Consider the following 26748-nt stretch of genomic DNA (forward strand, 5'->3'; position numbering starts at 1 on the left):
CTCTGGTTGCTCGGTATTCCGATTCCTATCATCATCCTCATCATGCTTTTCGTCCGGTAGGAGGCTGCTATGCAACCAATCCTCTCGGGGGTCGATGTTTCCGCTTCGACGGAATCCTCTTCCACCGCCGTCAGCTGGGGGCCGATCATCGCCGGCGCCTTCGCTGCCTGCACGCTCACGTTCATTCTGATGCTACTTGGCTCCGGCCTTGGGCTCACTATGGTTTCGCCATGGTCGGGCTCGGGCGCCTCGGTCACTACATTCGCGGTTTCCACCGCCGTCTGGCTGATCATCGTACAGTGGCTGTCCGCGGGCGTCGGCGGCTATCTTGCCGGGCGCCTGCGCACGAAATGGGCCGGCATCCATACCGATGAGGTATATTTCCGTGACACCGCCCATGGCTTCCTTGCCTGGGCGCTCGCAACGCTGCTCGTCGTCGGTGTACTCGGCTCAGCTCTCTCTGCGGCCATCGGCTCCGGCGTGCAGGCGGTGTCGACCGTCGCTTCGGGGGCCGCCATGGGCGCTTCGGCAGGTGCCTCGGCAAACGTTGGCGGAGCGGCCGACCAGGCGACATCCTATTTCGTGGATTCGTTTTTCCGTCAGGCCGATGCAACCAAGCTCGCCGCTGCCAATCCGCAAAGCGACGCGGCGGCAACGGCGCAGGCATCGCGCATTCTGATCGCCAGCGCCGCAGCAGGCGAGGTTTCGGCCGACGACAAGACCTATCTGTCGCAGCTGGTGGCTTCGCGCACGGGGTTGTCGGAAGCGGACGCCAAGGTGCGCGTCGACGCGGTGCTTGCCAAGGTGCAGGACGCCGAGGTCAAGGCCAAGCAGGCAGCCGATATCGCCAGGAAGGCGACTGCCACCTTCGCGCTGATCGGTGCGCTGTCGCTGGTGATCGGCGCCTTCATCGCCAGTGTCGCGGCCGCACTCGGCGGCAGGCAGCGCGACGAGGAGGAAGCGGTTTTCCTGACCAGCCGCTAAAGCAGTCCGCTCGATTCAAGAAGAGAAAGCCCGGCGCGAAGTCGGGCTTTCTCAATCATCGTCGCGGCCAGCCAGGGCGACCATCGCGTTGGAGGTACCCATGAAAATCGAATCCGCTGGGGTGGCCGCAGGAGATGCAGTCACCCCTAATTCGCAGGCCGATACGCATTTGATCCGGTCTCTGCTGATTGGGATATTCATTTTCATGGCAGTGGACGCCCTGTTTGTTGCGCGTGACTTTTTCATGCCGGTCATCCTGGCATTCATGCTTGCGCTGACGTTGCGGCCGGTCGTTCGCTTCCTGAAAAAGCATGGGGTGCCGGAAGCTGTGTCGGCGACGATGCTGGTCGTATTGTCAATAGGCGCCGTGGCTAGCGCGGGCTATTTGTTGAGCGATCCGATTGTCCAGCTGATCAGCAATGCGCCTTCGATCGGCCAAAAACTCAGTGAACGGCTTTCCGATCTGAAACATCCCTTTGAGCGTTTCATCGAGATTTCGCATCAGGTCGAGAGTGCTGCCGGTGCAGCGCAGGATCCGGGCGTCCAGAAAGTTGTAGTCGCCCCGTCCGGCATTGTCTCGCAGGCAGCTGGAAACCTTCTATCGGCGGGCACCAGCATCACCATCATCTTCGTGCTGTCGCTGTTTATTCTCGCCTCCGGAACGATGTTCTACGAGAAGATCGTTCAGTCATTTCCCAAGTTCAGCGATAAGAAACGAGCGCTTCAGGTCGCCTATGATGTCGAGCGCGAGGTTTCGCACTACCTTCTCACGGTTGCGCTCATTAACATCGGATTGGGGTCCGTTATCGCTCTCGGTCTCTGGGGGCTTGGGATGCCCAATCCCTTGCTCTGGGGAGCGGCCGCAGCCCTTCTGAACTTCCTGCCTTACGTTGGTGCCCTGATCACCATCGTTCTGGTTGCAGTCATCGGGTTGATCAGCTTCGACAGTCTGTCCTACGCGCTGTTAGCCCCGGCCTTTGTACTTCTGTGCGATGTGCTGGAAGGCCAATTTGTCACGCCGACGCTCGTCGGCCGACGACTTGAGATCAACTCCGTGGCAATATTCATCGCCATCGCGTTCTGGTCTTGGCTATGGGGATTTGTTGGTGCGGTGATGGCAGTGCCTCTACTCGTCGTAATCAAGGTCTTCTGCGATCACTTTGAGGCTCTGCAGCACGTAGCAAACTTTCTGGCAGCCCAGGATAACGCGGTGCCAGCCGGAGAGAGCGCCGAACAAACAAAAGATGGGTAGGTCTCGATAGCCCTACCCATCAATCAATTTCATAGGTGTTTATTGATTGCCGCCGCCGCTTTGTTGGTCGCATCCTTGATAGTAGATTTGGCGTCGCCAACCGCCTTCTCGACCTTGCCCTTGGCTTCCTGTGCAGCGCCCTCCGCGCGAAGCCTATCGTTGCCGACGGCCTTGCCAAGCCCCTGCTTGGCGTCGCCGATCGCCTGATTGGCAATGCCGGCTGCTTTATCGCTGGTGCTTCCCATGATCGTAGCTCCTGTGGTTGAAATTCGTTGAATGAGCGTTTGGGAAACGCAGACCATGGCCGCGGGTTCCACTCCGTAGCCGCTTGCTGGTGTGCAACGGGTTCGAAGAAGGAAATCACGCACCAACTGTTGTTTGGTGGCGACAAGCGGGGACCGTTCAAAGGCACGCCGCCCCGCCCGCTAGAAGGTGCTGACAACCGTTTGTGGTCCAGAAGGCACGCGCTAGATGCGCATACCAAGCCCGGAAAGCCCCTGCGCGGAAGGGCTAGGCGGTAAGGACGCTAATATTGAGAGACCTTTATTTCTGTCTTGGGTCTTCCAGCGACTGTCCTGCGGCTACAAGATCGCCGTCGCGCTGGGCCATCACGGCGCTGAGCAATGTGCGCGCTGCGTTGCGCACCTCTTCCTGAATGCCTTTGTCCTGATCCAACTCGTCATGACTGGTCGCGTAAGGCTTCCAGTAGCCGATATAGCGATCAAGCTCGGCATTGGGCCCGGCCGGAATCATCTTTATCGATTTCAGCCAGTCGGAGAGGGAGCGCCGAACATTCTCCGCGCCCTCGGTGTCGCCGTGGACGGCCAGCCAAATGCCTGGGATAGTCCCAGCCCTTCAGTTCAAGTTCTTTGGCTTCCTTCGCCTCTTTTCCATGCGTCGAGCTTGGATCGGGGTTGCCGCCATCGGCGCAGACCAACCGGTCCATCATCAGCTTTAGCGGCGACGATACCTGATACCAATTCACAGGCGTGATAATCATGATGCCGTGCGCTGCCACCCACATGGGATAAATATCGTTCATCCAATCCTGCGTCTGGCCTAGCGAGTGGTTGGGATAGCAGGAGAGCGCGGCCGCAGTCGAGAAGCAGGCCTTACAAGGGTGGATGTTGCGGCCGTATTCCGAGGCTAGCCGCGATAGATCCAGTATTTCGACTTCTGTTTTGTTGGCTTTGAACACTTCGCGAGCGATCTCCGCGAAGCGATAGCTCTTCGACATTTCTCCCGGACATGTGTGCTCGCTGCGTGATGAAGCATTGATGATGAGGACGCGGCGTTTCTTGCTACCTTCGTAGCGGCGCTGTGCCGCGTCTATCGCAGCCTTGGCCGCGATCCAGTCAAGCGAAAGGTCGTAGGCAGCGTCGGCGCCTTGCCTGCTTTCCTGGTTCGCGGACTCTTGCGGGAATCGTCATAGGCCTGCCATGCAATGTCGGCGATAATGTCGAGTTCTGCAGCGGCAGCTTCGAAAGCGGGGTCGTTAAATTGCTCACGATACCGCCGCTTGAATTCGGCTTCCTTCAGGCGCGGGCTAGGCATACCTTTTCGGGGCTCGGGGGCGTTATCTCCACGCTGCAGCCATTCAAACATTACTCACTACCTCACGACAGCTTGGACATCTTCACCTTGGGCTCGCGCGCCCATAGACGTAAGGCGCCCAGGGCCGTCAGGAAGCCGGTGACATCCTTTGGTCCCGATAGCGCAATGACGCCTCCGTCGAGGCTGCCGGCGATACCCGTTTTTTCGAAAAGAGGCATCGCGGCGTCGACATAACCAATGAATTTGCAATGCGCAAAAGCGTCGGCGACGAAATCTCGCGCGGTCGCTTCTTTGATCAGGTCGGCCATCGCGGCCTTCGACGGCAGCAACGCTACTGCATCGTAGAGGACGGAGGGGCCGCCCCCGATCATCTGTTGCGCCTCGATCAGGCTGCCGTCGCTGGCTTTCGCGCCGCCAACCTTCGGAGCGATGATCTCGAAACTGGCGCCGGCCTTGGCCAATTCCGAGGTCAGGGCCTTGAGCAGTGCGGCGTCGGTGCCGTCGGTGACGAGGATTCCGAGCTTGCGGCCTTTGAACTGTTGAGGCCCGTTTTCCAGGATGCTGAGCGATGGCGCGGCGGCAAGATCCCGGCGAGTGGCAACAGCGGCATCGGCAGGTTTCGGCATTGCCTTCAATCCGAGATCCGCAGCGACTTTCTTGGCAAGCCCATCATCGATGTTGAGAAGGTGCGAAACCATCCGTTCGCGAATGACCGGGGTCTTCACCTTGCTCAATTCGAAGGTCAGTGCGGCCGCGATATGTTGCTGCTCCGGCGATGTCTGGCTGATGTAGAACTGTCGTGCCTGGCTGTAGTGATCGGCGAAGCTCTCGGCACGGATCCGCTGCTTTGGGCCTTCTTCCACTTCGGCGAACGCCTTGAACCCAAGCTGGGGTGACTCCCGCGGGCCTTGGGCGAAGGAATTCGGCTGGTAGTTCACCCGGCCGACGGGGTTGCGCATGGCCATGTGGCCATCCTGCTGGAAGTGATGAAACGGGCACTTTGGCGCGTTGATTGGGATATGCGTAAAATTGGGTCCGCCGAGCCGCTTCAGTTGGGTGTCGAGATAGGAAAAATTCCGGCCTTGCAGCAGCGGGTCGTTGGAAAAGTCTATGCCGGGTGGCACGTTCTGGGTCATGAACGCGACCTGTTCGGTCTCGGCGAAGAAATTGTCGGGCATGCGGTCGAGCACGAGACGACCGACCGGGACAGGCGCCAGGATTTCCTCGGGGATCAGCTTGGTGGCGTCGAGCACGTCGAAATCGAAACTGTCTGCGAACGCCTGGTCGAACAGCTGCAGCCGCAACTCCCACTCCGGAAAATTGCCGGCCTGGATCGAATCCCACAGGTCGCGGCGATGGAAATCCGGATCGGCACCGTTGATCTTCACCGCCTCGTTCCAAACCACCGATTGCATGCCGAGCTTCGGCTTCCAGTGAAACTTGACGAAGGTGGATTCATCCTTGGCGTTGACCATCCTGAAGGTATGAACGCCGAAGCCTTCCATGAAGCGCAAGGAGCGCGGGATGGCCCGATCCGACATGACCCACATGATCATGTGCATGCTCTCAGGCGTCAGCGAGATGAAATCCCAGAAATTGTCATGCGCCGATTGAGCCTGCGGGAAGCCACGATCGGGCTCTTCCTTGACCGAATGGATGAGGTCGGGAAACTTGATGGCGTCCTGGATGAAGAACACCGGGATATTGTTGCCGACGATGTCCCAGTTGCCTTCCTGCGTGTAGAGCTTGACCGCGAAGCCGCGCACGTCGCGCGCCAGATCGGCTGATCCCTTGTTGCCAGCGACGGTGGAGAATCGCACGAAGGCTGGGGTCTTCTCACCGGCGCGTTGAAAAATGTCGGCGCGAGTGTACTTGGCCAGAGATTCATAGGTTTCGAAATAGCCGTGCGCGCCGTAGCCGCGCGCATGCACGACACGCTCGGGGATCCGCTCGTGGTCGAAGTGAAAAATTTTCTCGCGGAAATGGAAGTCTTCGAGGACCGTGGGACCCCGTGCGCCGATCTTCAATGAGTTCTGATCATCCGACACCGGCCCGCCCTGGGCGGTGGTGAGCACAGGAACGGCGCCATTGGCAATCTGGTGTAGTTCGCCTCCTTCGCCTCGAACCATTTTCTGGTCATGGATGACGGCTTGGCTGCCGGCATTGCGGCTTGGAGACTTGGCCATGGCTTGTTCCTTGAAAGAGTTCGGCTGGCGCACTCATTCACAATGGCCACGACGCCGTGAGGTTCCGCAATCGATCGGCTACATGGAGACATACCGAGGGCGCTCAACCTATTGAACGGCCGGCCGGCGGAATTCAAAGAGCCGCATTTCGCGCCGATGTCTCGATGGTAACGACGCTCAATTCGGGCAATCGCGACTGGACCGATCCGTCCCAACGATGTTGGATGCTGCAGACCGGGCGGGACAGATGATATTGCCATTGCTTGGCCAGGATATGAAACCGGGAAAACCATCCTGTTCACCGTGCCGCCACGCCCGGTTGACACGGTCCGCAGCAGTCAAGGAACGCCGGCTCTGACCAATCGTTCCAGCGAGCCGTGATCAAGTTCGAGATGCCGCACCAGGCCGCAACTCGGCGACGGAATGACTCGCTAACCGACTGTCGGACGGGTACAAAGCAAGGGTCGTCAGCCTGTATGGGCGCTGGCGGTTGAAAGAGTCGATCGCGCTTTCGCCCCCTAGCGAGCTACCAAAGAAAGCCTTTGGAGACGAACGGCGTCGCCACGGGTTAGCGGGTGAGATGGATCTTCAACATGTCCAGCATAGTTGACAAGTCCGAAGAGCAGGAGGACGCCGAAGCCGAAGTCGAGGGCTTTGAGGACGACCTTGGCCCGTTCGTGGTTGCCGCCGAGACAACACGAATGGCAATGGTTTTCGCCGATGCAAAGGAGCCCGGCTATCCGATCATTTTTGCCAATGACGCCTTCCTCGCCTTGACTGGATACGCCAGGGAAGAGGTCCTCGGTCAGCCCTTCAATTTTCTGATGGCGGACGGCACCGACGCCAGGGCGCTGAAGCGTATCAAAGTCGAGTTCGAAGCCAATGTGGAGGCGGGTACGGAAATTCTTTACCGGCGCAAGGATGGCATCGAATTCTGGGCGGGCCTTTTCGCCAGTCCTGTCCAGGACAAGAGCGGCGCCGTCGTCCAGTATTTTACCTCCTTCGTCGATCTCACCAGACACAAGGAGGAGCAGGCGCAATCCAAAATGCTCATCGACGAACTGAACCATCGCGTGAAGAACACGCTGGCAACGGTGCAGTCGATCGTCTGGCAGGCGTCGCGAGCTAATTCCGATCCGAAAGCAATCCGCGAAGCCGTCGAGTCCCGGCTGTTCGCGCTCTCCCGGTCGCACAATTTGCTGACCCGTGAAAATTGGCACAGCGCCGGGCTGCTCGACGTGCTGCACGATGCCCTGGAACCGTTCGGCGTCACCGAGGGGCGGGCCGAGCGACTGGTGATAACAGGCAACAACATCCGCCTCTCGACAAAGGCATCGCTGGCGCTTGGCATCGCCTTCAACGAACTCGCGACCAACGCGGTGAAATACGGTGCGTTTTCCAACGACAAGGGCTCGATCCGGATCGACTGGACGATCGAGTCGGTCTCGAAGGGCCGCAGGTTGATCCTGTCCTGGCGCGAGAAGGACGGGCCGCTGGTTACGCCGCCGCTGCGAAAGGGGTTCGGCTCGCGCGTGATCGAGCGCGGCCTGACCCATGAACTCGAAGGCACTGTGCAACTCGACTATCGCCCGGACGGGTTGATCTGCACGATGAACATTCCGGTACCGGGAACTCGCGATGGATAAACTGCTTTCTGGCCGGCGCGTGCTCGTTGTCGAGGATGAAATTCTGGTCCTGATGATGATTGAAGACATGCTGAGCGACCTTGGCTGCGAGTCCGTCACCTCAGCCGCCACGATCGCACAGGCGATCGCCCTGATCGAAGCACAGATTTTCGATGCCGCCATGCTGGATATGAATCTTGACGGCGACGACAGCAACACGGTGGCCGACGCGCTTGCGGAGCGCGGTGTGCCGTTCATCTATTCGACCGGCAACAGCGATCGCGACATGCACGAAGGCTTCAGCAACCGTGCCGTCCTTCGCAAACCGTTCAGCTTTGACGAACTGACCGCCAAATTCGAGCGCCTTCTTTCTGGCTGATCACGGAAGCAAATCTCAATTGTTTGGCGGGCGTATCGGCCATCGTGCCTGGAACCCACCGCAATGGCGGGCGTTGTCTTCCAGCAACGGAGGACGCGATGGTGAAAGAACTCGAAGTGAACAATAACACCGCGCAAAATCAACAGCGCCAACCACAGCAGAAGCCCGGCGACAAGCGCAACCAGCAGAAGCTCCAGGGCAAAGCTTTTCAAGTGAATGAAAACAGCGTGGAAGACCAAGAGCCCGCTCGCTCACCTGCGCACCCACAGCAGTCCAGCGACAAGCGCAACCAGTCGAAGCCTGAGGGCAAAGCTTTCCAAGTGAACGAAAACAGCGTGGAGGACCACGAGCCAGCCCGGTCACCAGCGCTGACACGGCAGGCATGATCGTAGGCCGTCTTAGTTGGCGGTCTATTTTGTCATTCGAACCGTGCGTGGTGATGTCGGCTATTGACGCTTTGTCGGATCTCGCGTGATGTCTGACTTGAGTCCGCAATACGTATCAACGCGGACACCCGCCGACGCGCCTAAATTTATGGGTTCGTGCTCTAGATGGAACTTAAGAAAGCCAGGATTTCCGCTGCGAGCGTCACTGGCGCTTCTTCAGCCATGTGGTGTCCACAGGCAATGCCTCTCCCCTGCAGGCTTGTCGTCCACGGGCGCCATACGCCGAGAACATCGCCATAAAGCCGTTCCAGATCATCGCGCATCGACCATAGAACCATAGTGGGACATTGGACCCGTCGGCCGGCCCTTCGGTCATCCGCGTCGTGCAGATGGTCGATTGAGAGGCCTGCCCTGTAGTCCTCAATCATCCCATGGATGACACGAGCGTCGAGGATTGCCGCTCTGTAGTCGGCAAACGCCTCCGCACCCATCTGATCGGCGGAGCCGCCATACCAGGCCTCTGGGTTGGCCGTGATCGCCTGTTCGGGCTTGTCGGGCTGGGCAAAGAAGAACCAGTGCCACCAGTCCGTAGCGAAGCGCGCGTCGCATCGCTCGAGCGCTTCCAGGATGGGAACGCCGTCCAGAACGATGAGATGCGTTACCGCGGACCGGTGATCCATCGCCATCCGGAAAGCGGTGTAGCTTCCGCGATCGTGTCCGGCGACGGCAAAGCGATCAAAACCCAGATGGCGCATGAGCGCGACACAATCTCTCGCTTTCGCGCGCTTGGAGGAACCTGCATGATCGTGGGTGTCGTCGGGAATAGAAGACTGCCCGAAACCGCGAAGGTCAGGACAGACCACCGTGTGGTTTTCGGCGAGAAGCGGCGCAACACGGTGCCAGGTGGCATGTGTGCGAGGGTGGCCGTGCAGAAGCAGGATAGGTGGTCCTGAACCGCCGTGCCTGACCCGAAGTGTCGCCTCGGGCAGCTGGATTCTCTCAAGTCGGAAACCTTCGAACATCAAGTAGCTAAACCTTGGCTGTGGTCGGAGGTTCCACATCCAACATCGGGCTTTGGATCCGCGCTGTTCATCGGGGCCGTGTGTCGACCAAGAGCCAGGCTGCCTGCATGGGTCGGCAACGATCAGCAAGCGACCAGCGACCGCTCTGTCTTGTTTCAATGACAACCGGAGGTCGGACTGGTCATCACGTATAACACTCTCACCAACAAACTATGGCTGGTCGAATGGTGCAGCCCGAGATTTGTGCCGGAACCTTCTACCGCTACCGACGGTTGATGTACCAAGCTGGGCGGGCGGAAAAGCCAAAGCCGAGCCAGAGCGACAGAAAAATGAATGAGCTCAACCAAGTACAGTCCGAAATCGTCACCGCTGACCTCCTCTTCGCGAGGATCATGCATGACTATAATTACCAAGCTTCTAAGCAAAGTCAGGGCTCTCGCGAAAGGCCGTGGTGGGGTCCGCGGTTAGAGGCTATCCCGTCCACCCTGCTGTTGAGGTGCTTTGGAGCGTTGGACGAGGCAAGCGTTGACTTGAGCAGGATCATTGCAAGCTCGCGCCAAGCTCGACATTAGGCCAAGGATGTTGAGGCAAACGGTTCAGTTCTTCATGAAGCTGGCATCAAGGACGTCTGCCTCTATCGCCGCGGATACGAAGGCCCTTTGAACGTCCCTTGGGCTGCGCCGTACCATCCTGGCTTCTACCAATGCGGCCAGAGCCGCGATTGCCATTTGCCGTGGGTCAGAGCCATAGGAGGCGCATATGGATATCACCACAATTCTGGTCATCGTTCTTATTGTTATTCTGCTAGGCGGCGGCTTCTACGGTAGTAGGCGTTGGTACTAAACGACGAAGGTCATCGTCGAGTCCGGAACCTCTTGGTCCCGCACTTCGTTTCAATGCGGAGAAATAAATCAGGAGGCACGAGCCAATGGACAATCGGCATAACAGCATTTTGGAGGCTCGGTGGCTTCTTGCCGTACCCCTCTCGCTTGTCCTTTCGGTCCTTTTGGCCGGCTTCATCCTTGCCTGAACCGCGTTGGCAGCCGCTTGGTCGGAAAGTCATCAACCTGTCGCTGCCATCAGGAACGTTAGCCTGCGCTAAGAGTTCACAAGGTTGGCAGCTATATCTCCCGGGTATTGCTGCTGGATCGCGACTCGTACACCTGATCGGCCCGCGCCTCCGCTAGCGTCGCGGGGCTTTATTGTTTGTCTTGGAACAATCTCTCAAGATTGCCGTCTGGTTGCGCAACCGGAACCTACCCTCGGTCGTTCCTCGTGGCCCCCTGCCGGGCGGTATTGAGCATGCGCCGAAACGCGCGCTGGTGAGCCTTCTTGCAGCGCTTGCAAAGCCGAGGTTATCGCGACGCGGCGGACAGCTTGTGGATCGTCGCGACAATCGCCGTCGAGCCAGACTGTGCCCTAGCACGCCGCTGGTGGCGCCCGTCGCCAGCGCCAACTGACCAAGAAATCTCGCGATTCGGAAAGCTCGCCGAATCGAGAGACCTTGCCAGCCAACGGACCAACGGCGGACGACCCAAGATGCCTCGTCTTCAGACCCCGACGGGGCTTTTTAAGACTTCATTACCGTGCGGTTTTATTACCGTGCGGTTTTAGCATCCCACTTGCGGCTAAAGTTGCAGTTGCGCATTTCAGGCAACACCGCCCGTCGCTCAGTCCACCTAAGAGCGACGGGGTACCTGCCTCAGGCACAAGCCGCCGGCTCTTGTCAGGATTGACCGCTTATGTAGGCTGGCCGCCGCCGCGCTGGTGGTTGAAGATTTTTGAACTTCCTCCGGAATATGGCACCGCCTCGCTGCGTGGCTCGCGCAGGGCTTAGAGCCGAAAACGGCGCGCGACCGGGCGATGTCGCCAATTAGACCACCCGCGTTAAGTAACGTATCGACTGCGAGAACTGGAGTACCGAGCGCGCGTAAAGGCGCAGGTCCGGCCAGATTGGCCGGACCTGATACCATTACCTCCTGCAGATGCGAACTCGCTCGATGACGCGGTGGTGATGACGCCAATGCTTGATCAGCACTACGCGGCAATGGTGTCGATGATGCCGATGGTAATAACGGGGCCTATAGCCGTTGTCATACATGTTGTAGTATTGGGAATAACCTTGACCGTAGTAGTCGGGGTACCGATCACCATCACCATAGTAGTCGTAATTGTCTCCATAGTCGTCGCCATAACCACTACCGAAGCCGATAATGACACCGCCGGCATTGGCCGGATAGACGGCGGTCACAGCACAAGTGACTGCGATCACCGATGAGAGAACTAGTTTCCTAATCATCACAACTCTCCCTGAGCTGTCCCGTCGGGACAAAAACGCTCTGGAGCTGAGGTTGTTCCCGGAAAATCACAGATCAATCATGGCATGTGACATCCAAGGAATAACGGGCGCCGCCCCTTGCCGCAGGAAGTGTCATTCTAGGCGATGCCCTGACTCTCCGACAGATTAGCTGGTGTGGCGCGGAACGATACGGTTCGTCATCATTCGTCGCCACTCCCGAGGCATGCTCGGTTGCAAACAACGGAGGAAGTTTGGGCGAGGGGACGGGGACAAGATTCCCAGGATCGAGGATTCCGGCAGGCAAAGAGATGCCAGTAGATGGGCTCGGTGAGAGAGGCAACCTGAAACCAGTACGGGAAGAACGCTACGGCGGAAAGCCCTGAAAGAGATGGGAACCTTTCGTCGGCGAGCCGCTTTCTGAGCATGTCCCAAGCCGTTGAAGCACCAATCTTGCCGGAGAGTAGCCCAGACAGGGAGGTCAACTGCGAGGTCGCCTTGGAAGCCGCCTTCGCGGCATTGGTGGCTGCCGCAGAAGCGCAGGGGTGGACGCCCGATGAAACGGCTTCCACTCTACTGAAAATCGCTGCGGACCATGCCCAAAAAACCGAGGCCGTCGCTGTTGTTACTGATACAGACAAAACAGCGACCGAAACTCGGGCCTAGCCGGCATGGAAAAGAGCCTTCAGCCGAACACATCGCCCGGCTCAATGGCAAGCTGCCGTTGTCTGAAATCGACCCTTTTTGTGCGAATTTAACGTACCGGAGAGCCGAGCAAAAAAAGTTCGTTGCTGCTCTTGAACGATTTATTGGTCATTTCCAAATCGTTTGCCGTCAAGGCTTAGATTAGGCTCGACGGACCTGGCGTTGCGGTAACGCTGCGACGCCGCTTGTAACCCATGTTGCTTTACGGAGGATATGGCTATGAGAAGCGCTGACTATGCCCCCCTTTATCGTTCCACGGTCGGCTTTCGTCTTTTTGACATTGAAGCCTCGTCGCATTGGTCTCGCGTCGTCGAGCAATGCTGCCCCCGCGCAGCAACAGCAGATCAGCCGAGATACGCAGCGGCAGCGCAAGGTCGCCGGACTGCTCGGAAGATGCGCAAACTGCGGTCCCGCCTCCCGGCCCAGCCGGAAGGCATAGATTGCGGAGATTGGAGATGACAACCGGATTCGAGTTCTTATCAAAGCGGGAAGGCAAAACTGCTCCACCAGGGATTCCTCATCCAGCTGATTTCGTGGGCCTCCCAGAACTGGGTGTCGCCGAGAAACGTGCACTTTTGGCGGCCTGGGCATCCGAACGCCCGCGCGGTCCCCGGCATGCCTCTGCTGCGTCAGCAGGATGACGGAACGATAACAACGAGCGACGGCATCCTGCGCGCTCTGAAGGCTCCGGACGGCGCCTCGGACGACAACGGTCAAAATCGGAATCGCACGCTGTGGGGACCACCTTATAGTCGGCGACGTCAACGGACGTGGTCCCCTTGGCCGCATCGCCGCCGGCGGGATGGCGACGATGATCCTCCACCATGTCCGGCGTATGGCGCAATCTCGCCAAAAAGAGGAGGTGGTGGGGCGACCGCATGCCCGGAGCCAGCATTGGTCTGAGGGTGCCGCCGACGCGCCTGATGGCCTTCAGCTTCCATTTGCGCCGGTTCTTGGAACATTAGCTGGCGCTAAGAGTTCGTATGTCGGCAGATAACGACCCCTCGCTAACTGCCGAGATCGGGTGTCCGCACTCGATCGGAGCCCGCGTTCTCCGCCAGAGACGGGGGCTTTTCAGGTTTTGCAGTTTGGCTCAACAAACGGCCCGCCTCGGCTGAGCCGATACGGGCTGTTCGTCGTTCCCAGTCGGGGGGAACGAACACTCGACAGATGGCTAACTTTGAATGATCGAGCTTGATGATTTGCGAAGGTAGGGCTTGGTTGTACGCATTTAGCGTTTGCTTGACCCCTTGCCCAAGTTGCAGCCCGCGCGCGGGCTCTCTCTCGGCTAACTAGCGCTACGGTTATGGGGCGCCAAAGCGATGCGATTCGTCCGCTGTCTCCCGGCGCGCCAGAGAATTCGATCATCGGCGTCACCGCGACTTGGCGGTGTTGTACTCCCCGGTTTGCCGCGTAATCGATAGTGAAGATCCCTTCGTCAACTGGAACGCCCAGTTTCACATTGAAGATACCCACCGTTGTGGTTAGTCCCTTCTCGTCGGTAAGGCTCCATTTTTGTAAATCGAGTGATTTCCTGTCAAACATCATCGAAATGTTTGAATTTCCATAGGCTGATCGGTCAACCAGCTTGATAATTATCAGGTCGCTTTCTTCTTTGATGCTTTTGAGGTGTCTGCCAGAAAAGTCTACCTTGTTGTCGAGTAGCAGCTTGAGCGGCGTCTTCGAGAGCGAATACAGGCGCGATGTCCTAAGCTTCTTATTGTAAACGACCACCGATTTGCCATCAGCAATTGCGGTGACCCCTGATTGGCCGGCAAAATTAAATCGGATCTTGCCCGGGCGCTTGAGAAAAAACCTGCCACTGGTCTTTTCTCCCTTCGGGCCCGACTGAATAAAGTCGCCGGACATGGATTTTACCGATGAGAAGTGATCGGCGATCGTCTGCGCTGCGATTGGTGCGGCCGAAAGCGCGGGCATAAGGCCGACGTTGATCGCGGCAGCGCTTAGAAGGAACCAGACACCGAGCAGTGTTTTGACTTTGTAGGCCATCCAATTGTGACGGCGCGTGATCGCACAGATCACGCGCCTTAGTTATCAGTAGCCGTCCGGGCACCGGGCAATGTAAACCCGGCCATGACGATCCCGATAACGGCATTGACCTGCCTCACTGGCATGCCCGATCACCGCACCGGCCAGCGCACCGACTGCACCGCCAATGACGGCTCCTTGCACGGGATCGCCGGCCACCGCAGCGCCAACCGCGGCACCTCCCAAGCCGCCGACGGCAGCGCCTTGTTCGGTACGGGAACATGCTGCGAGCGGAATGAGCAGGCTCAAAATGAGCAGTGTCTTTTTCATGGGTTCTCTCCTGAAGCCTTAATTGGCCGGAGAATAAATGCGCCAAGGGGTTTTTCGATCCATGGCCGTGTTGCCTTCAATGGAACGGCTCGTCTCCATGGGCGGACTGTATAGGCTAAGGTACCTCAGCCCTTCGTCGGGCGAAGGGCTCAGGTTGAGTTTGACCGCAATAGGTCGCAGATCAGCGTTTTATCGCTCGGGCCACCGCGATCAAGATACACGCGCCGATGAAGCCGGCGACCAGATAGCCGAGCCAGCCTGCCAACGATATGCCAAGCACGCTAAGGATCAGGTTGGCGACAATCGCTCCCACAATCCCCAAAATGATGTTCATGACCACGCCCATGTTGCTCTTCATGAACATCTCGGCGAGCCATCCGGCAATGCCGCCGATGATGATCGCTGCCAGCCAGCCAACGCCAGGATTCTGCATAGTTTTCCCCTTTCCGCGAACCGCAATTGGTTCGACCGGGGAACGTCCAGGAGCCATTAAGGTTCCCGCGATACAGGCGCGTGCGAGCTCGAAAAAATTGCGGAATCGCAGCAGCTTAATTGACTCTACGTGGCGCTTCGCAGGCCGACAAACACTGCTGTCGATGAACGCGACTGACCGGACAGCGCCTCTCAGGCGCCTTCCGAATTCCAAGGGGAACTTCGCTTCGTGCGGCCCGTTGTGAGGTAGCAAACTGTGCCGCGCTCAGCCTCCCTGCAACGGTTCGGCCGAACGCGGCGTGCATCAACACTAACGCACAAAGGAAACGTACCATGATCAGCAAACTTTTGGCTACCACCGCTATTGCAACCCTGCTGTCGTCTGGCCTGTGGGTCTCGGGGGCCGCCGCTGAAGATGCCACCAAACCTGCCGCCGCTACGACCACTGCGGCGACAGCGCCGGCGGCCGTTGTAGACGGCAGCCTCGTCACCAAGATCATAGGCGCCGACGTCTATGATAGCGCTGCAGACGATGCCGCGAAGATCGGTGATGTCAAAGACATCGTGCTCTCCAAGGACGGCAAAGCCAAGTACATCATCATCGGCGTGGGCGGCTTCCTGGGCCTGGGGGAAAAGAACGTCGCCTACGATTTCAGCAAAGCCGAGTGGGTCGAGAAGAAGGGTGAGCGCTGGTTGGTCGCGAAGACCACCAAGGAAGACCTTCAAGCGCAAAAGGATTTTGACCTGAAGGTCTACGACACCGCAGCGGCCTCGAACTCCAATGATGTCGCGGCTACCACGGCCAACAATGAAGCGGCCCCAGCCACGACCGACAACACGGCCACTGCGGCAATCGACAAGTCTTCGCTAACCGAGACGCCGATAGACAAAATCAGCATCAAGGATTTCATCGGCACCACGGTCTACGGCGCCGACGATGCAAAAGTCGGCGAGATTGGAGATGTCGTCCTGAGTGGCGATAAGAAGGTCGACGCGGTCGTCGTCGACGTCGGCGGCTTCCTCGGCATGGGCGAAAAGCCGGTTGCTGTTGGCTTAGAGAAATTGAAGTTCCTGTCCGACAAAGATGGCAACCGGTATCTCTACACAAACTTCACAAAGGCTCAGCTTGAGGCGCAGACTCCCTATGACAAGGGCACCTACGCGCAGAATCGCGACAAACAGCGGATCATTGTTGGCCAGTAGACCCCAGCGTGGCCCGCGCTCTTAGGCGCGGGCCAGTCGCGGCTGGCCGAGACGTTCCAGCGTTCGGGCAGCTTTGCCGGCGTCGGCATGCCGGGCGAGAGCTTGGCGATCGATTATCAGCGTTCGATAATGGCGGGTTGGGCTGGCAGGAGCTTGCCTCAGCCGGCGCATACTGCTGGGAGACTCCGGCTACAGAATCTCATTGGGCTGTTGCAAGATTTCTAGGCCGCAATCTCTTCGGCAATAACTTCGAAGTTTGCCAGTCTCGACGGACCAAAGCTGGTCGAGAGGGCGACATCAGTCGCGTCCCGGCCGGTCGCCATCAGGATTCTTCCGATGCGCGGGTGATTGTGCCTTGCGTCGAATGTGAACCAATGACCGCTGAGGTAGGCTTGGAACCAAGCGCTGAAATCCATTGGATCCGGAACGGGCGGGATTCCGATATCGCCGAGATAGCCGGTACAATAGCGCGCGGGGATATTCATGCAGCGGCACAAAGATATTGCAAGATGGGCGAAGTCGCGACAAACACCGGTTCGATCGGTGAAGCCGCCATGCGCGGTGCGCAATGCGTCGGCATTCTGATAATTGAACGCTATGTGATTGTGAACGAAATCGCAGATGGCCTGGACGCGAGACCACCCAGGCTTCGTGTTGCCAAAGGTCGCCCAAGCGAAATCACCCAGTCGATCGGTATCGCAGTATCGGCTGCCGAGAAGGAACCTCAGCACTTCATCCGGCAATTCTTTTATATCGTGCTGTATGGCATCGGGGACGACGACATCGGGTTTACCGCTGTCATAGATTTCAAAGGTGGTCGATATCGTCGTCAGTCCGGCAGGAGCTTCGATCCTCGTGCATGCGTTGCCGAAACTGTCGATGTAACCCCTGGCTTCGATCGGCCGATCAAATCCAATCACTTGTTCCGTCATCAGGTCCACCCGACGCGAGGGGTGGATTTCAAGGACCAGCAACATCGGTGTCGGCTGGGAACATTCGTAGGTGAGGTTATAACCTGCGCGAATCCGCATCACAGCTCCAATCTTGGTTCAGGAGCGGTGCAAACTCGGCTTTGACGAAACGGTTCCCAGAAAATATCAAAGAGCCGCAACTTTCGTCTGCTCTATTCCTTGGTCACTTTCACCTCAACGTGCATCCCCAAAAAGCTTGATGCGGGACCAGAATAGCTGCCGGAAAGAGGAATGGCTTGTCGTGGGTGGCGAGCGACTGCCACCCTGATCAGCTCACGGTTGCCGACAATGCCATTGGTCGGATCGAACTCGACCCAACCGGCTCCGGGCAAATAGACTTGGCACCAGGCATGCGTTGAGCCTCCGCCCCGCACATCCGCACTATCTCGGGTTGGGACATAGACATATCCCGTCACGAAGCGGGCGGCGAAGCCAAGCGATCGAACTGCTTCCATCATGAAAAGTGCAAAGTCACGGCACGTGCCCCGCCGCAGATGGAGCGTGACCAGGGCGGGCTGCGTCCCAGGTTCAGTCCGACGGGAATACACAAAGCTTTCGTGGATGGCATAGCAGAGCGTCATCAACAGTTTGCCTGTCTCGGTCTGCCCGGCGGCGCTCAAGAACTGGCGCGCCCATTTTCCGATTTCGTCGCCATCGTCTGGATGCTGGCGTTCGATGGTCTGCGAGAGGTCGAGGGCTTCGTCAGGCTCATAGGAAAAGGGATAGCTGAGTGCCGCCTCGTCGATGCGGAAGTCTGGCGTAAGCTGAGGCGTGTGATCAAGCCGAATGGCGGTTTCGAAGTGCAGTTTCTTGGCAGACTCCGCAAAATCGATCACCGCAACGCAGTTTCCGAAAACGTCGTGAATCCATCGAACCTCTTTGGGCTCCGGAACGACGACGAGGGCGTGGTCGAGAAGCCTTTGATCGAAGCTGTCGCGTGGCCTGAACATCAACCGGTGTTCGCCAAACCTTACCGGTCGGCTGTACTGGTAGACGGTTGAGTGCCTCACTGAAAAAATAGGCATAGCGTCGAGTACCACATTCTACATACACACTGGTTCGCGGCACAATTGTGCCTTCGGCGTGGTGTCGACCTCAAGGCGGCAGATCCGCCATCGAGAACATTCAGATACCTCGCAATAGACTCAACGCTTGGCACGGATAGAAGGGACCACAACCAGCCACGCAAAGGCCGACTTAGGGTTCTCCGATGCAACACCAACTCGCGCGTGCGGTACGCGCCATTGGACGCGTTGTTGGGGTCCCCATTGGGATTGTCGATTTCGCGCCCCTAAAGGCCGTCATCCTCAACAACGATAAGCCTGGTTGTGGTTGCGACCTCACTTCCGTTCCGCGCGGGAACCATTCCGTTCAGTGCGCTTGCAGCTCAATTGCCAGTAATCATTAATTTGCTTGCCGGTAGAGCTTGCTTGGTGCGTGGTTGGGCGCTCGCGCCTCACGCCTACCTGGACGCGAAGAAGTGTTCACATGGACGAAACCCGCGCCAATGCGCGCGAGCATTTTTCGCGGCGATTTGTATCCCTGGGGCGTCGCCTGACAGCATACAGACCGGTGGAATTTTGACGCGACAAAGAGCTTCTACAGGTCGCCATATCTGAGATTTTTACTCAGACGTGCATGAATTGGGCTGACAACACCGCCCGCATCTTGTTTACAATATCGAAGCCCTTTTTCCGTCGCCTGAATTCGAAGCTTTACGACGCGACCTGATGCAGCCATATCAGTCCGTGGCCGATTGCTAACAAGGTCGGAAAGCCGAGCAATAAATCGCCGGACATCATCGATGAGATGGGCAGAGGCCCGTCCGACTTGTTCGACGTCTGAGCTATATCACATGTAGCTGGAACAAATGTCTCCAAATCTCGTTCGGTTCGACAAACGGGGCGATGCCATGCACGATGCTTTCTTCAGGACGCCCGTGGTCGTTCAGACGCCGAATGGCGAAGTTCGCACCTTATCGAGTGTGTCTGAAGCGGCGCTGTTCATGATGGAGCGGTGGCCTGATTTGCGCGGGCCAAGCTACCGGGACGCGCTGCAAGCTTGCACCGGCAGGCTTAGCACAGCGGATGAAATCGAGATTACTCGCCTCAAGTTTTTGGCAGCTGCAAGTGAGGCAGGCCTCAGCTCAACAGGTGTGCAGGTCGCTGAGCCGCGCCGTTCCGTTGAGCAGCCCAAATCGCAATATGTGTCGGATGAGAAACGGCGGGATCGGGGAGAACGGGAAGAGGAAGACGATTTCCTGTTCCGTTTCCTTGCGCGCGAAACCGGTATCACCGAGTTACAAGCGCGCGACCTGATCAAGCTTATCGGAAATGATCGCTCATCGTTGTTGAGAGAGGCGAGGATGCTCAAGGCGCAGCGATAGAGCTAGGTCGTTGAGGGCCGTGACCGCTCGTGGCTCGCTGCCAGCCATTGATATTTAGATAACGAACCGTTCCCCGCCCGCGAAATTCTATGACCAAGGAGACCCAGATGCAACTGATCGAAACTCGTGTGTCGTGCGTAAACGGTGCGCCAAAGGTCGATTTTTCGGGAAGGTGGGGAGTTGGGTGTCTGTCATCTTAACCAGGCTCCGCCCGGCAGTTTGCGTGAGGACGGGAAGATCATTGAGACAGCACGAGCGATGATGATCCAGATGGGCTCTTTCAGCGAAGGTGGATTTGAAGATGGCGCCTCAAACGCGGATCAGCACCAGGACGGAAAAGAGGATGACCAGCTGTAACCCTATTTGCCGCCGGCCTTGCTAAATACAACCTCGCCGTCCGCTTTGCGAACTTCGACGGTCACGATGCCGTCATTGCGCTGCCGCTCAGCGAACCTGGCCAGCGCAAAATCTCGTGCCTCTTTCTCGGCATCGAAAGGCGTCTGTTCAACGATGCCTTCTTTCCCGTACCAAATAACTGAATAGGCCATCTGCGCGACTTTGCTCCTGTGGCGGCAAAATCGGTCGTTGATACATGATTTGAAGGCTGTTGGCGACCCGATGCTGGACCTCCTGCATCAGGATCGCGATTGCGGGATCAGGTCGTCCTTTTTGTCGCGCATCGGTGACGTCGGTTACCAGGCGAATATGCTCTTTGTCGCCATGTTTACCACCAATTGCCGCAGCTTTCGGCCAGGCGTCACAAGGTCGAGTTCATCGCGATGCTCTAAGCAGAACCAGTGCGATGGCCCGGCGGAGCCGCGCAATCAAAGCCGGCATCATCTTGCCGTAGCCCGGTAGACGTGCCCTAAAATGTCACCGCGCTCACGCGCTTGGGCTGCTTCTGTCCAGCGGGAGGGTTCATCGCTCATGCCTGAGTGTCTGAATCATAATGACCGGGTTGGTTTCAAGGCCTTGCGAGCCTTCGGGTGAGCATTCGGATGTTTGCGATGAAGATCCAAGCTTCGGCGGAAGCGATGGTGCGCTCGAAGTCCTTTGCCAGCCTTCGGCATCGCCCGAGCCACGCGAAGGTTCGCTCCACGACCCAACGGCGCGGCAAGACCTCGAAGCCTTTGGCCTTGTCCGTGCGCTTGACGATTTCCAGTGTGAACTTTCCGACCTTTTGCAGCGCACCCTCAGCTTGGGCCCGGCATAGCCGCCATCGGCGAAGACATGGCGCAGCCACGGCCAACGTTTGAGGATGGCCTTCAGGACAGCTGGCGCGCCGTCGCGATCCTGGATGTCGGCGGCATGAACGACGAGCCCGACCAGCAGGCCGAGCGTATCAACGACGATGTGACGCTTGCGGCCCATGACCTTCTTGCCGGCATCAAAGCCCCGGATCCCGCCGCTTTCGGTGGTCTTGACCGACTGGCTGTCGATGACGCCGGCCGTCGGGCTGGCTTGCCTGCCTTCCCGTTCGCGTGCCGCCATCACAAGCTCGTTGCTGATGGTGCGCAGCAGGCCCTCGTCACGCCAGCGCCAGAAGTACTTCTGCACCGTCGAGAACGGCGGGAAGTCCTTCGGCAAAAGACGCCATGCGCCGCCCGACGAGGCTATATACAAGAGCGCGTTCACGACTTCGCGAAGGTCCGTCTTGCGCGGCCGGCCGATGCGGTTCGGCCGAGGCATGTGCGGCACAATCAGCGCCCATTCCGCATCGGTCAGATCGCTTGCGTAACGGGCGCAGCGCCGCTCATAGTGCGGACGGGTGATTTCAGTCCAGGCCATCGTGATCTCCGTCGAATCTCAGCAATCCGACAGAATCACAACCCGCTGAAATCACTCACCTCTTTTTGGAACAGGCACTGATAGATTCCATAAAAGGGCTTGAGGACGATCAAAATGTTCCGCATCTGTTCTAAGGCTTGTTGAGATTCACCGTGAGTTTATGACGGCGGCTGCGAGATTGATGAAGGCTGCAAAGCTCTGATCGGTTTTGTCGGCGCGCATGGCGATACGCTTGAATTCCTTGAGCTTGCAGAAGAAGTTCTCGATCAGATGGCGCCATTTGTAGAGTTCCTTGTCGAGCGGCAGGGGAAAAGTACGACGTGAGTGCTGTGAAATAACGATCCTGGCGCCGCGCTCATTCAGGTCGGCAATGATGGTGTTGCTGTCGAAGGCTTTGTCGGCGATCAAGCCGCCGAAACAGACACCATTGATGAGCGGTGCAACACCCACCGTGTCGAACCGCTGGCCGGGCAAAAGAACAAAGCGCACAAGATTGCCAAGTGCATCGGTGAGTGCCAGGATTTTAGTTGTCATGCCGCCTTTGGAGCGGCCTATGGCCTGGCTTTGAGTCCCCCTTTTGCGCCCTGTCCATGGCGGTGGACCTTGACGATGGTAGCATCGACCATGGCGTATTCCATGTCCGGCTCATCCGAGCAGGCCTCGAAAAGCCGAATGAAAACATTTTGACCCAATCGCGGTATCGCTTGAAAACCGTGTTCCAGCTCCCGAAGAAGGCTGGAAGGTCGCGCCACGGGCTTCCTGTCCGCACGATCCAAAGCAACGCCTCAATGAAGCGGCGATTGTCGCCACCACTTCGTCCGGGATCGGCTGGCTTACCCAGACAATGCGGTTCCATCTTCGCCCATTGGGCGTCCGTCAGCACAAATCGTTCCATCCAAAGCTTGAATCACAATCAAGCCAAAAGTGGAATCCTGAATCTCAACAAGCCTTAGATTGTCTGTGCGAACCTACCGCTCCATGGCTTACGAAGTACGTCAAATCTGAGTGGGACGAAGCGGCGCATTTTCCAGCTCGAGATGGGGCTTGCGTCAGCCCGGGGCTCTTGCCATTTGGGTGGCCTTGATTCGCCGAAAAGGAGCCACGAGCCAATGTCAGCTTCCGCCACCATGTTTTCACAATCGTTTTTCCACGGGACGCGGGCCGACCTCGACCCAGGCGACCTGATTGCCGTCGGGTACCAATCCAATTTTACCGAAGATAAGCCGCTGTCCTGGGTATATTTCGCGGGGACTTTGGACGCCGCGATATGGGGCGCCGAGCTTGGCACGGGCGGCGGGCCGGAACGGATTTATGTCGTCGAGCCGACTGGGCCGTTCGTGGACGATCCGAACCTAACGGACAAGAAGTTTCCCGGCAACCCGACGCTATCTTATCGCTCCCGTGATCCGCTCCGGATTATTGCCGAAGTGACGAAGTGGCAAGCACATGCATCTGAGCAACTTCAGCAAATGAAAGACGGGCTCGCCCGACTGAGATCCGACGGCGCCGCTCACATCATTGACTGAAAGGGGTGTGGCGGCGAATGAATGGATGGACCAAAACATTTGCTTGAGGGAAGCGGGATGCTCCGCCGCCACCCCCGTCAACCAGTTCGACGGATCATTGTTCCATCGGAAGGTGCACCAGCAATCCAGATGGACCGCTGGGATCGCCGCGCCGGCGCGGCTTCGTTGCCGCTCACGTCGTCGCAACCATCACGGCCGCGGAAATGGGCTCATTGGGCTGATCGTAATATCCAAGTTTGTCTGCGCAGTGCCCATGAGTGTTTCATCAACGTGCGCCATCACAAGGATTACCAGGGCGACTACCCTCTTTCTTTTAGGCCTTCCGACAGGTATCGAGGATTCCGATAAATCCACCAGCGATCCGCCCCAAGCGGCCAAAAGCGGCACTGCGAAACTGCCGGTCCGAGACGATGAAGCATATGCGTTCCCATCGCGGTTACAACGGCCAACAGACTAGCTGCCTTTCCTAGGAGCATTGGGCTCCGCGGGCCGCCGCCCATTCGCTGGATCTGTGGAACGCTGACCGCGCCGTCTTGACCCGCCGGCTAAATGCCGACTTCGACTGAGGCCGTGCAAAACCCGATTGCGGCGGTCCTTTTGGGACGATGGTTCGAAACCCCGGCTACCGCCATCGACCAGATCGACCCCTCCATCCGCCCCCGAAACGACCCCCACCAGCAACCAACCGGATGATGAGGAGAAGTACAATCGCGCCGATGGTGGCGTTGACGATCGAGCTGATCGTTCCGCTCCCAAGATGGATGCCTAAGCGGGGCAGCAGCCAGTCACCGATGAACGCGCCGATGATTCCGATTGCGATGTCGCCGATCAGACCAAAGCCGGCGCCCCGCACGATCTTTCCGGCCAGCCATCCCGCAATAAGGCCGACTACCAATATGACTATGATGCTCTCGTTCGTCAGATGCATGGCGATCCTCCGGGCCCTCGTTTTCGCAGCACGATTCGTGTCTACAACCAGCGACTAGTTCCATATCCGATCCTCTACCCCCACGAAAGCTAAAGCGCGTCGGTGGTTCGACACGACCGCCTCGCGGCGGCTACCCAAGCAATAGGGCGGTCGATAGCATGGTCGCCAATTGCGACCGCTACACACTCCCGTTGCGGTCGTTCGGTTTTCGAGCATGGCGTACGCGCCACCAAGTGGCTCGCCGGATGTGCAGATCGCGTAAACAGGGTGAAGCCACTCGAACATGGCTGCCGCCCCCTTAGCCAAGGGATTATATGCATGCGAGCTAGACGGCGGAGCCAACAGGAAGGTTCGGCTGAACCAAACCTTTAGAGATGCGATCCGTCCCACTGCGCATGCATACCATTTCCGCAAGCTAGGCATGGCGATCAGCGGCTCGTCTTCGCCCAGAATGCAATCACTGTTTCGATCGCTCACTGAACTTTAGTGGGTTGCTGCGCTGCTGGAGGGCCGTCGCGAACTGGGTCAGGGATCAACTTCTGGAAGATCGCATCGTTCTTCGCTCGCCATCCATCATCTGCGAGCCACAGATATTCCTGGTCGGGCATCAAGGGAACGGCTTTCACATCGGCGCTGGAGATGCGCAGGTAAAAGCTGTTCCGCTCCTGATTGACCTGCATATAGCGAAGGGGGACGACGATACTGTCTTTGCCGGCGATGAAAAAACCGCCTGCGGCAATAACTGCGTAGTCCCATCTGTCCTTGGTTCCGATCACGACGTTGCGAACTTCGCCAACGATCTTGTCGTCCGAACTGCGAACCTCGGAGCCGACGATCTCGTCGACACGCAGACCGGGTCCAAGGTCGTCGATATTGATGAGAGGACGCGTGCGCCTGGAGCATCGCGATCGCCTTGAACTTTACCACCCTGATGCCGCTGTGGTTCTTCGGCGGCCACCTGTTCATCGGCAAGGTCCTCGTCGTTTCCCCCAAGCTTCGCCATTGATGGCGCGGCAATCAGTTGTCGGATATTGGCGAGCAGGCGTTCGCAATCGACCTGTAGGCCATACGACCACAGCAGGAAGGCGGCATCCCTAAGGGTTCGCAGGGTCACGAACGAGATAGCGATTTTCCGGATTGCGCAATTCCGGGCTCTTGAGGACAGCCTCTTCGAGCTTGGCATCGGAAATGTTACAGACGGCGAACGCTGGTTGGATCCCAAGCCCCAGCAACAACGCCACCGGCACCGCGATCCAGACAAATCTCATTAAAATTCCCCATGGGCGGCTTTCCTTGACTTCGTGCTTGGATCACGCCGATCAGGTGGAATTGTACCGCAAGACATTTGTATCAGCCTGAAACAACGGACCGAATACATTTCGGTTCCGGCAGCTTAATGATTGAGTGACAGGACATTTTCTGGCTCCGCCGTGTCACGCGGGGGCGAGATCCTCAAACCACGCCATATCGGGCTCGGAGCGAGCCTTGCCACTCCCTCCACATGAATGGACGACCCCTAGAACCAACCCCGCCATTTGAACCACGCCAGCGGAATAATAGCGCTGAGAGCGATCATCCCCAGACCATAGGGATAGCCGAAAGCCCAGTCGTATTCGGGCATGGTCTTGAAATTCATGCCGTAGATGCTTGCCATCAGGGTTGGAGGAATGCCGACGATCGACACGATGGTGAGGATTTTGAAGATGTCGTTTTGCGCAATGCCGATTAATCCAACCATAGCGTCGAGCAGGAACTGCACCTTGTCGGAAAGATGAACCTCGTAATTGTCGAGCGACGCTACGTCGAGCTTGAGGCCGTCCATTCGTGACGCGAGTTCTCCATCGCCCCAGCCTGCGGTCATCCCGCATGCAAAATCGATGGCGCGTCCAAGGGCAAGTAACGCATCACGCTTTTCCGAGAGAGTGTCACCCAGTCTACCGACATGGCGAAGCTGGGCGCGAATGACATTGTTTGAGCGGATCGCCTTACGGCCCTGGCTGTCCGGCACATGGAAGGCGGTTGAAGAAAGGGTACGAAGGTCCGTCGCCGCCTGTTCAAGGCCGTCGGCGAGGCGGTCAACAAGCTCATCACAGAGATCGAGGAACACCTCAAGGCTCGAGGTCGGCGGCTCGCCGGAATCGGTGAAGCGCCCAGCAACCGCGTCAAAGGCCGGCAAAGCCGAGAAGCGAACGGTGATCAAGCGGTCGCGCGACAGCATAAAGCCGAGGGGAGCAACCAGCGGCGCGCCGCCTTCGACATGGGTGACTATCGGAACGCTCATGGTAAGCACGCCGCCGCGGGCTTTTAGTCGGCTTGAGCTTTCGATCTCGCTGAGATTTTCCCGGCTTGGGAGGGCAACGCCGGTCACCCCCTCGACCTCTTTCACCTCGGCCGTATTGGGGTCGACAAGGTCCAGCCAGAGCGCCTTTATGGGCACTTTCGGCGAGTTGCGCTGCGGATAGATGCTCAACATTTCGGGGGTGCCCTAAAAGGGCGGCTCGCGTGGACTGGTTTTTGGGCGAGTAAGCCAAATCGAACTGGAGGTCCGTGCTCCAAGGCAGGCTGCTGGCCATTTGTAAGCCCCTTTGCGTGCCGGCCGACTACCAATTCCGCTGAGCCCTGCCACTATTTGAACGAGCGGTTGCGGGTTATGTTCCAGATCCTCTCAGCTCGGAAGTTGTAAGTGCGGCGTAAATCGTCATTGGAACGCGTCACTTTCGCCAATGGTGCGCCCCCGATCCGGGATTGCAGGTCCCGCCAGCCCGCGCACTTCCTGATCGCCGCTATGAGCCGATATGAGCAGCAA

Annotated in this window: 21 protein-coding genes and 6 pseudogenes; 11 read left to right on the forward strand and 16 right to left on the reverse strand. The window is 58.1% G+C overall.

Features of this window, described 5'->3' with window-relative positions; genetic code table 11:
* Positions 1-69: 69 nt before the first annotated feature.
* On the forward strand, positions 70-984 hold the full coding sequence (locus HB777_11995; protein QND64566.1) for a hypothetical protein: 915 nt from the start codon (positions 70-72) through the stop codon (positions 982-984).
* Between the two features lie 100 nt (positions 985-1084).
* A complete protein-coding gene (locus HB777_12000; protein QND64567.1) occupies positions 1085-2236 on the forward strand; it encodes an AI-2E family transporter in 1152 nt (383 codons plus the stop codon).
* A 29-nt stretch (positions 2237-2265) separates the two neighbouring features.
* On the opposite strand, the gene HB777_12005 is transcribed toward HB777_12000, so the two are convergent.
* From HB777_12005 to HB777_12015, 3 genes and pseudogenes are all read right to left on the reverse strand, one after another.
* Positions 2266-2481 carry a CsbD family protein gene (locus tag HB777_12005; GenBank protein QND64568.1) on the reverse strand — a complete coding sequence of 72 codons (216 nt, stop codon included), beginning with the start codon at positions 2479-2481 and terminating at the stop codon, positions 2266-2268.
* A 298-nt stretch (positions 2482-2779) separates the two neighbouring features.
* Positions 2780-3841, reverse strand: a pseudogene (locus HB777_12010) (flavodoxin family protein).
* 11 nt (positions 3842-3852) lie between these two features.
* Entirely contained in the window at positions 3853-5976 is a 2124-nt protein-coding gene (locus HB777_12015) for a catalase (GenBank protein QND64569.1), read from the reverse strand.
* A gap of 584 nt (positions 5977-6560) precedes the next feature.
* Between HB777_12015 and HB777_12020 the strand changes: the two genes are divergently transcribed.
* From HB777_12020 to HB777_12030, 3 genes are all read left to right on the forward strand, one after another.
* Entirely contained in the window at positions 6561-7622 is a 1062-nt protein-coding gene (locus HB777_12020; protein ID QND68745.1) for a PAS domain-containing protein, read from the forward strand.
* A complete protein-coding gene (locus tag HB777_12025; GenBank protein ID QND64570.1) occupies positions 7615-7980 on the forward strand; it encodes a response regulator in 366 nt (121 codons plus the stop codon). The genes HB777_12020 and HB777_12025 overlap by 8 nt, the downstream gene beginning before the upstream one ends.
* 98 nt (positions 7981-8078) lie before the next feature.
* Entirely contained in the window at positions 8079-8366 is a 288-nt protein-coding gene (locus tag HB777_12030) for a hypothetical protein (GenBank protein ID QND62432.1), read from the forward strand.
* Between the two features lie 161 nt (positions 8367-8527).
* On the opposite strand, the gene HB777_12035 is transcribed toward HB777_12030, so the two are convergent.
* Both HB777_12035 and HB777_12040 read right to left on the reverse strand, forming a co-directional pair.
* Positions 8528-9388: an alpha/beta hydrolase gene (locus HB777_12035; GenBank protein ID QND64571.1), complete on the reverse strand. Its 861-nt coding sequence runs from the start codon at positions 9386-9388 to the stop codon at positions 8528-8530.
* Positions 9389-11360: 1972 nt separating this feature from the next.
* Positions 11361-11684: a hypothetical protein gene (locus HB777_12040; protein QND68746.1), complete on the reverse strand. Its 324-nt coding sequence runs from the start codon at positions 11682-11684 to the stop codon at positions 11361-11363.
* 426 nt (positions 11685-12110) lie between these two features.
* Between HB777_12040 and HB777_12045 the strand changes: the two genes are divergently transcribed.
* Together HB777_12045 and HB777_12050 are read left to right on the forward strand one after the other, a co-directional pair.
* Positions 12111-12350 (forward strand): hypothetical protein, encoded by a 240-nt coding sequence (locus HB777_12045; GenBank protein ID QND64572.1) that lies wholly within the window; start codon positions 12111-12113, stop codon positions 12348-12350.
* Between the two features lie 258 nt (positions 12351-12608).
* Positions 12609-12683: pseudogene (locus HB777_12050) on the forward strand (heat-shock protein).
* Positions 12684-13463: 780 nt separating this feature from the next.
* Here the strand turns inward: HB777_12050 and HB777_12055 are convergent.
* The 3 genes from HB777_12055 to HB777_12065 all read right to left on the reverse strand — a co-directional run bounded on the left by HB777_12055 (position 13464) and on the right by HB777_12065 (position 15141).
* Positions 13464-14399 (reverse strand): outer membrane lipoprotein carrier protein LolA, encoded by a 936-nt coding sequence (locus HB777_12055; GenBank protein QND64573.1) that lies wholly within the window; start codon positions 14397-14399, stop codon positions 13464-13466.
* Between the two features lie 45 nt (positions 14400-14444).
* Entirely contained in the window at positions 14445-14708 is a 264-nt protein-coding gene (locus HB777_12060) for a hypothetical protein (GenBank protein QND64574.1), read from the reverse strand.
* 181 nt (positions 14709-14889) lie between these two features.
* Positions 14890-15141, reverse strand: a complete 252-nt coding sequence (locus HB777_12065; GenBank protein QND68747.1) for a GlsB/YeaQ/YmgE family stress response membrane protein — start codon at positions 15139-15141, stop codon at positions 14890-14892.
* A gap of 332 nt (positions 15142-15473) precedes the next feature.
* On the opposite strand from HB777_12065, the gene HB777_12070 reads away from it, so the two are divergent.
* Positions 15474-16343, forward strand: coding sequence for a PRC-barrel domain containing protein (locus HB777_12070; protein QND64575.1), 870 nt, complete (start codon positions 15474-15476; stop codon positions 16341-16343).
* 221 nt (positions 16344-16564) lie between these two features.
* Here HB777_12070 and HB777_12075 read toward each other — a convergent pair whose 3' ends face one another.
* Both HB777_12075 and HB777_12080 read right to left on the reverse strand, forming a co-directional pair.
* Positions 16565-17374 carry a transglutaminase family protein gene (locus HB777_12075; GenBank protein QND64576.1) on the reverse strand — a complete coding sequence of 270 codons (810 nt, stop codon included), beginning with the start codon at positions 17372-17374 and terminating at the stop codon, positions 16565-16567.
* Between the two features lie 92 nt (positions 17375-17466).
* Complete coding sequence (locus HB777_12080; protein QND64577.1) at positions 17467-18339, reverse strand: transglutaminase family protein; 873 nt, start codon at positions 18337-18339, stop codon at positions 17467-17469.
* Positions 18340-19035: 696 nt separating this feature from the next.
* Between HB777_12080 and HB777_12085 the strand changes: the two are divergent.
* Positions 19036-19159, forward strand: a pseudogene (locus HB777_12085) (SOS response-associated peptidase).
* A gap of 67 nt (positions 19160-19226) precedes the next feature.
* Entirely contained in the window at positions 19227-19700 is a 474-nt protein-coding gene (locus HB777_12090) for a DUF982 domain-containing protein (protein QND64578.1), read from the forward strand.
* Between the two features lie 359 nt (positions 19701-20059).
* Here the strand turns inward: HB777_12090 and HB777_12095 are convergent, their stop codons facing one another.
* From HB777_12095 to HB777_12105, 3 genes and pseudogenes are all read right to left on the reverse strand, one after another.
* Positions 20060-20248 carry a hypothetical protein gene (locus HB777_12095; GenBank protein QND64579.1) on the reverse strand — a complete coding sequence of 63 codons (189 nt, stop codon included), beginning with the start codon at positions 20246-20248 and terminating at the stop codon, positions 20060-20062.
* Positions 20249-20664: 416 nt separating this feature from the next.
* Positions 20665-21488: pseudogene (locus HB777_12100) on the reverse strand (IS5 family transposase).
* A 147-nt stretch (positions 21489-21635) separates the two neighbouring features.
* Positions 21636-22383, reverse strand: a pseudogene (locus tag HB777_12105) (IS5 family transposase).
* Between the two features lie 214 nt (positions 22384-22597).
* Here HB777_12105 and arr point away from each other — a divergent pair.
* On the forward strand, positions 22598-23014 hold the full coding sequence (arr, locus tag HB777_12110; GenBank protein QND64580.1) for an NAD(+)--rifampin ADP-ribosyltransferase: 417 nt from the start codon (positions 22598-22600) through the stop codon (positions 23012-23014).
* Positions 23015-23636: 622 nt separating this feature from the next.
* Here the strand turns inward: arr and HB777_12115 are convergent.
* The 3 genes and pseudogenes from HB777_12115 to HB777_12125 form a co-directional block, all read right to left on the reverse strand.
* Positions 23637-23942 (reverse strand): GlsB/YeaQ/YmgE family stress response membrane protein, encoded by a 306-nt coding sequence (locus HB777_12115; protein ID QND64581.1) that lies wholly within the window; start codon positions 23940-23942, stop codon positions 23637-23639.
* Positions 23943-24415: 473 nt separating this feature from the next.
* Positions 24416-25210, reverse strand: a pseudogene (locus HB777_12120) (PRC-barrel domain containing protein).
* 248 nt (positions 25211-25458) lie between these two features.
* Positions 25459-26415, reverse strand: a complete 957-nt coding sequence (locus HB777_12125; GenBank protein QND64582.1) for a magnesium transporter CorA family protein — start codon at positions 26413-26415, stop codon at positions 25459-25461.
* Positions 26416-26748: the final 333 nt, after the last annotated feature.

This window comes from Mesorhizobium loti (assembly GCA_014189435.1).
Lineage (GTDB): Bacteria > Pseudomonadota > Alphaproteobacteria > Rhizobiales > Rhizobiaceae > Mesorhizobium > Mesorhizobium loti_G.

What these genes read in the sequence shown, in the direction of transcription:
- HB777_11995 (QND64566.1), top strand. Translation starts at nt 70, where the DNA reads ATGCAACCAATCCTCTCGGGGGTCGATGTTTCCGCTTCGACGGAATCC.
- HB777_12000 (QND64567.1), top strand. Translation starts at nt 1,085, where the DNA reads ATGAAAATCGAATCCGCTGGGGTGGCCGCAGGAGATGCAGTCACCCCT.
- HB777_12005 (QND64568.1), bottom strand. Translation starts at nt 2,481, where the DNA reads ATGGGAAGCACCAGCGATAAAGCAGCCGGCATTGCCAATCAGGCGATC.
- HB777_12015 (QND64569.1), bottom strand. Translation starts at nt 5,976, where the DNA reads ATGGCCAAGTCTCCAAGCCGCAATGCCGGCAGCCAAGCCGTCATCCAT.
- HB777_12025 (QND64570.1), top strand. Translation starts at nt 7,615, where the DNA reads ATGGATAAACTGCTTTCTGGCCGGCGCGTGCTCGTTGTCGAGGATGAA.
- HB777_12030 (QND62432.1), top strand. Translation starts at nt 8,079, where the DNA reads ATGGTGAAAGAACTCGAAGTGAACAATAACACCGCGCAAAATCAACAG.
- HB777_12035 (QND64571.1), bottom strand. Translation starts at nt 9,388, where the DNA reads ATGTTCGAAGGTTTCCGACTTGAGAGAATCCAGCTGCCCGAGGCGACA.
- HB777_12045 (QND64572.1), top strand. Translation starts at nt 12,111, where the DNA reads ATGTCCCAAGCCGTTGAAGCACCAATCTTGCCGGAGAGTAGCCCAGAC.
- HB777_12055 (QND64573.1), bottom strand. Translation starts at nt 14,399, where the DNA reads ATGGCCTACAAAGTCAAAACACTGCTCGGTGTCTGGTTCCTTCTAAGC.
- HB777_12060 (QND64574.1), bottom strand. Translation starts at nt 14,708, where the DNA reads ATGAAAAAGACACTGCTCATTTTGAGCCTGCTCATTCCGCTCGCAGCA.
- HB777_12065 (QND68747.1), bottom strand. Translation starts at nt 15,141, where the DNA reads ATGCAGAATCCTGGCGTTGGCTGGCTGGCAGCGATCATCATCGGCGGC.
- HB777_12070 (QND64575.1), top strand. Translation starts at nt 15,474, where the DNA reads ATGATCAGCAAACTTTTGGCTACCACCGCTATTGCAACCCTGCTGTCG.
- HB777_12075 (QND64576.1), bottom strand. Translation starts at nt 17,374, where the DNA reads ATGCGGATTCGCGCAGGTTATAACCTCACCTACGAATGTTCCCAGCCG.
- HB777_12080 (QND64577.1), bottom strand. Translation starts at nt 18,339, where the DNA reads ATGCCTATTTTTTCAGTGAGGCACTCAACCGTCTACCAGTACAGCCGA.
- HB777_12090 (QND64578.1), top strand. Translation starts at nt 19,227, where the DNA reads ATGCACGATGCTTTCTTCAGGACGCCCGTGGTCGTTCAGACGCCGAAT.
- HB777_12095 (QND64579.1), bottom strand. Translation starts at nt 20,248, where the DNA reads ATGGCCTATTCAGTTATTTGGTACGGGAAAGAAGGCATCGTTGAACAG.
- arr (QND64580.1), top strand. Translation starts at nt 22,598, where the DNA reads ATGTCAGCTTCCGCCACCATGTTTTCACAATCGTTTTTCCACGGGACG.
- HB777_12115 (QND64581.1), bottom strand. Translation starts at nt 23,942, where the DNA reads ATGCATCTGACGAACGAGAGCATCATAGTCATATTGGTAGTCGGCCTT.
- HB777_12125 (QND64582.1), bottom strand. Translation starts at nt 26,415, where the DNA reads ATGTTGAGCATCTATCCGCAGCGCAACTCGCCGAAAGTGCCCATAAAG.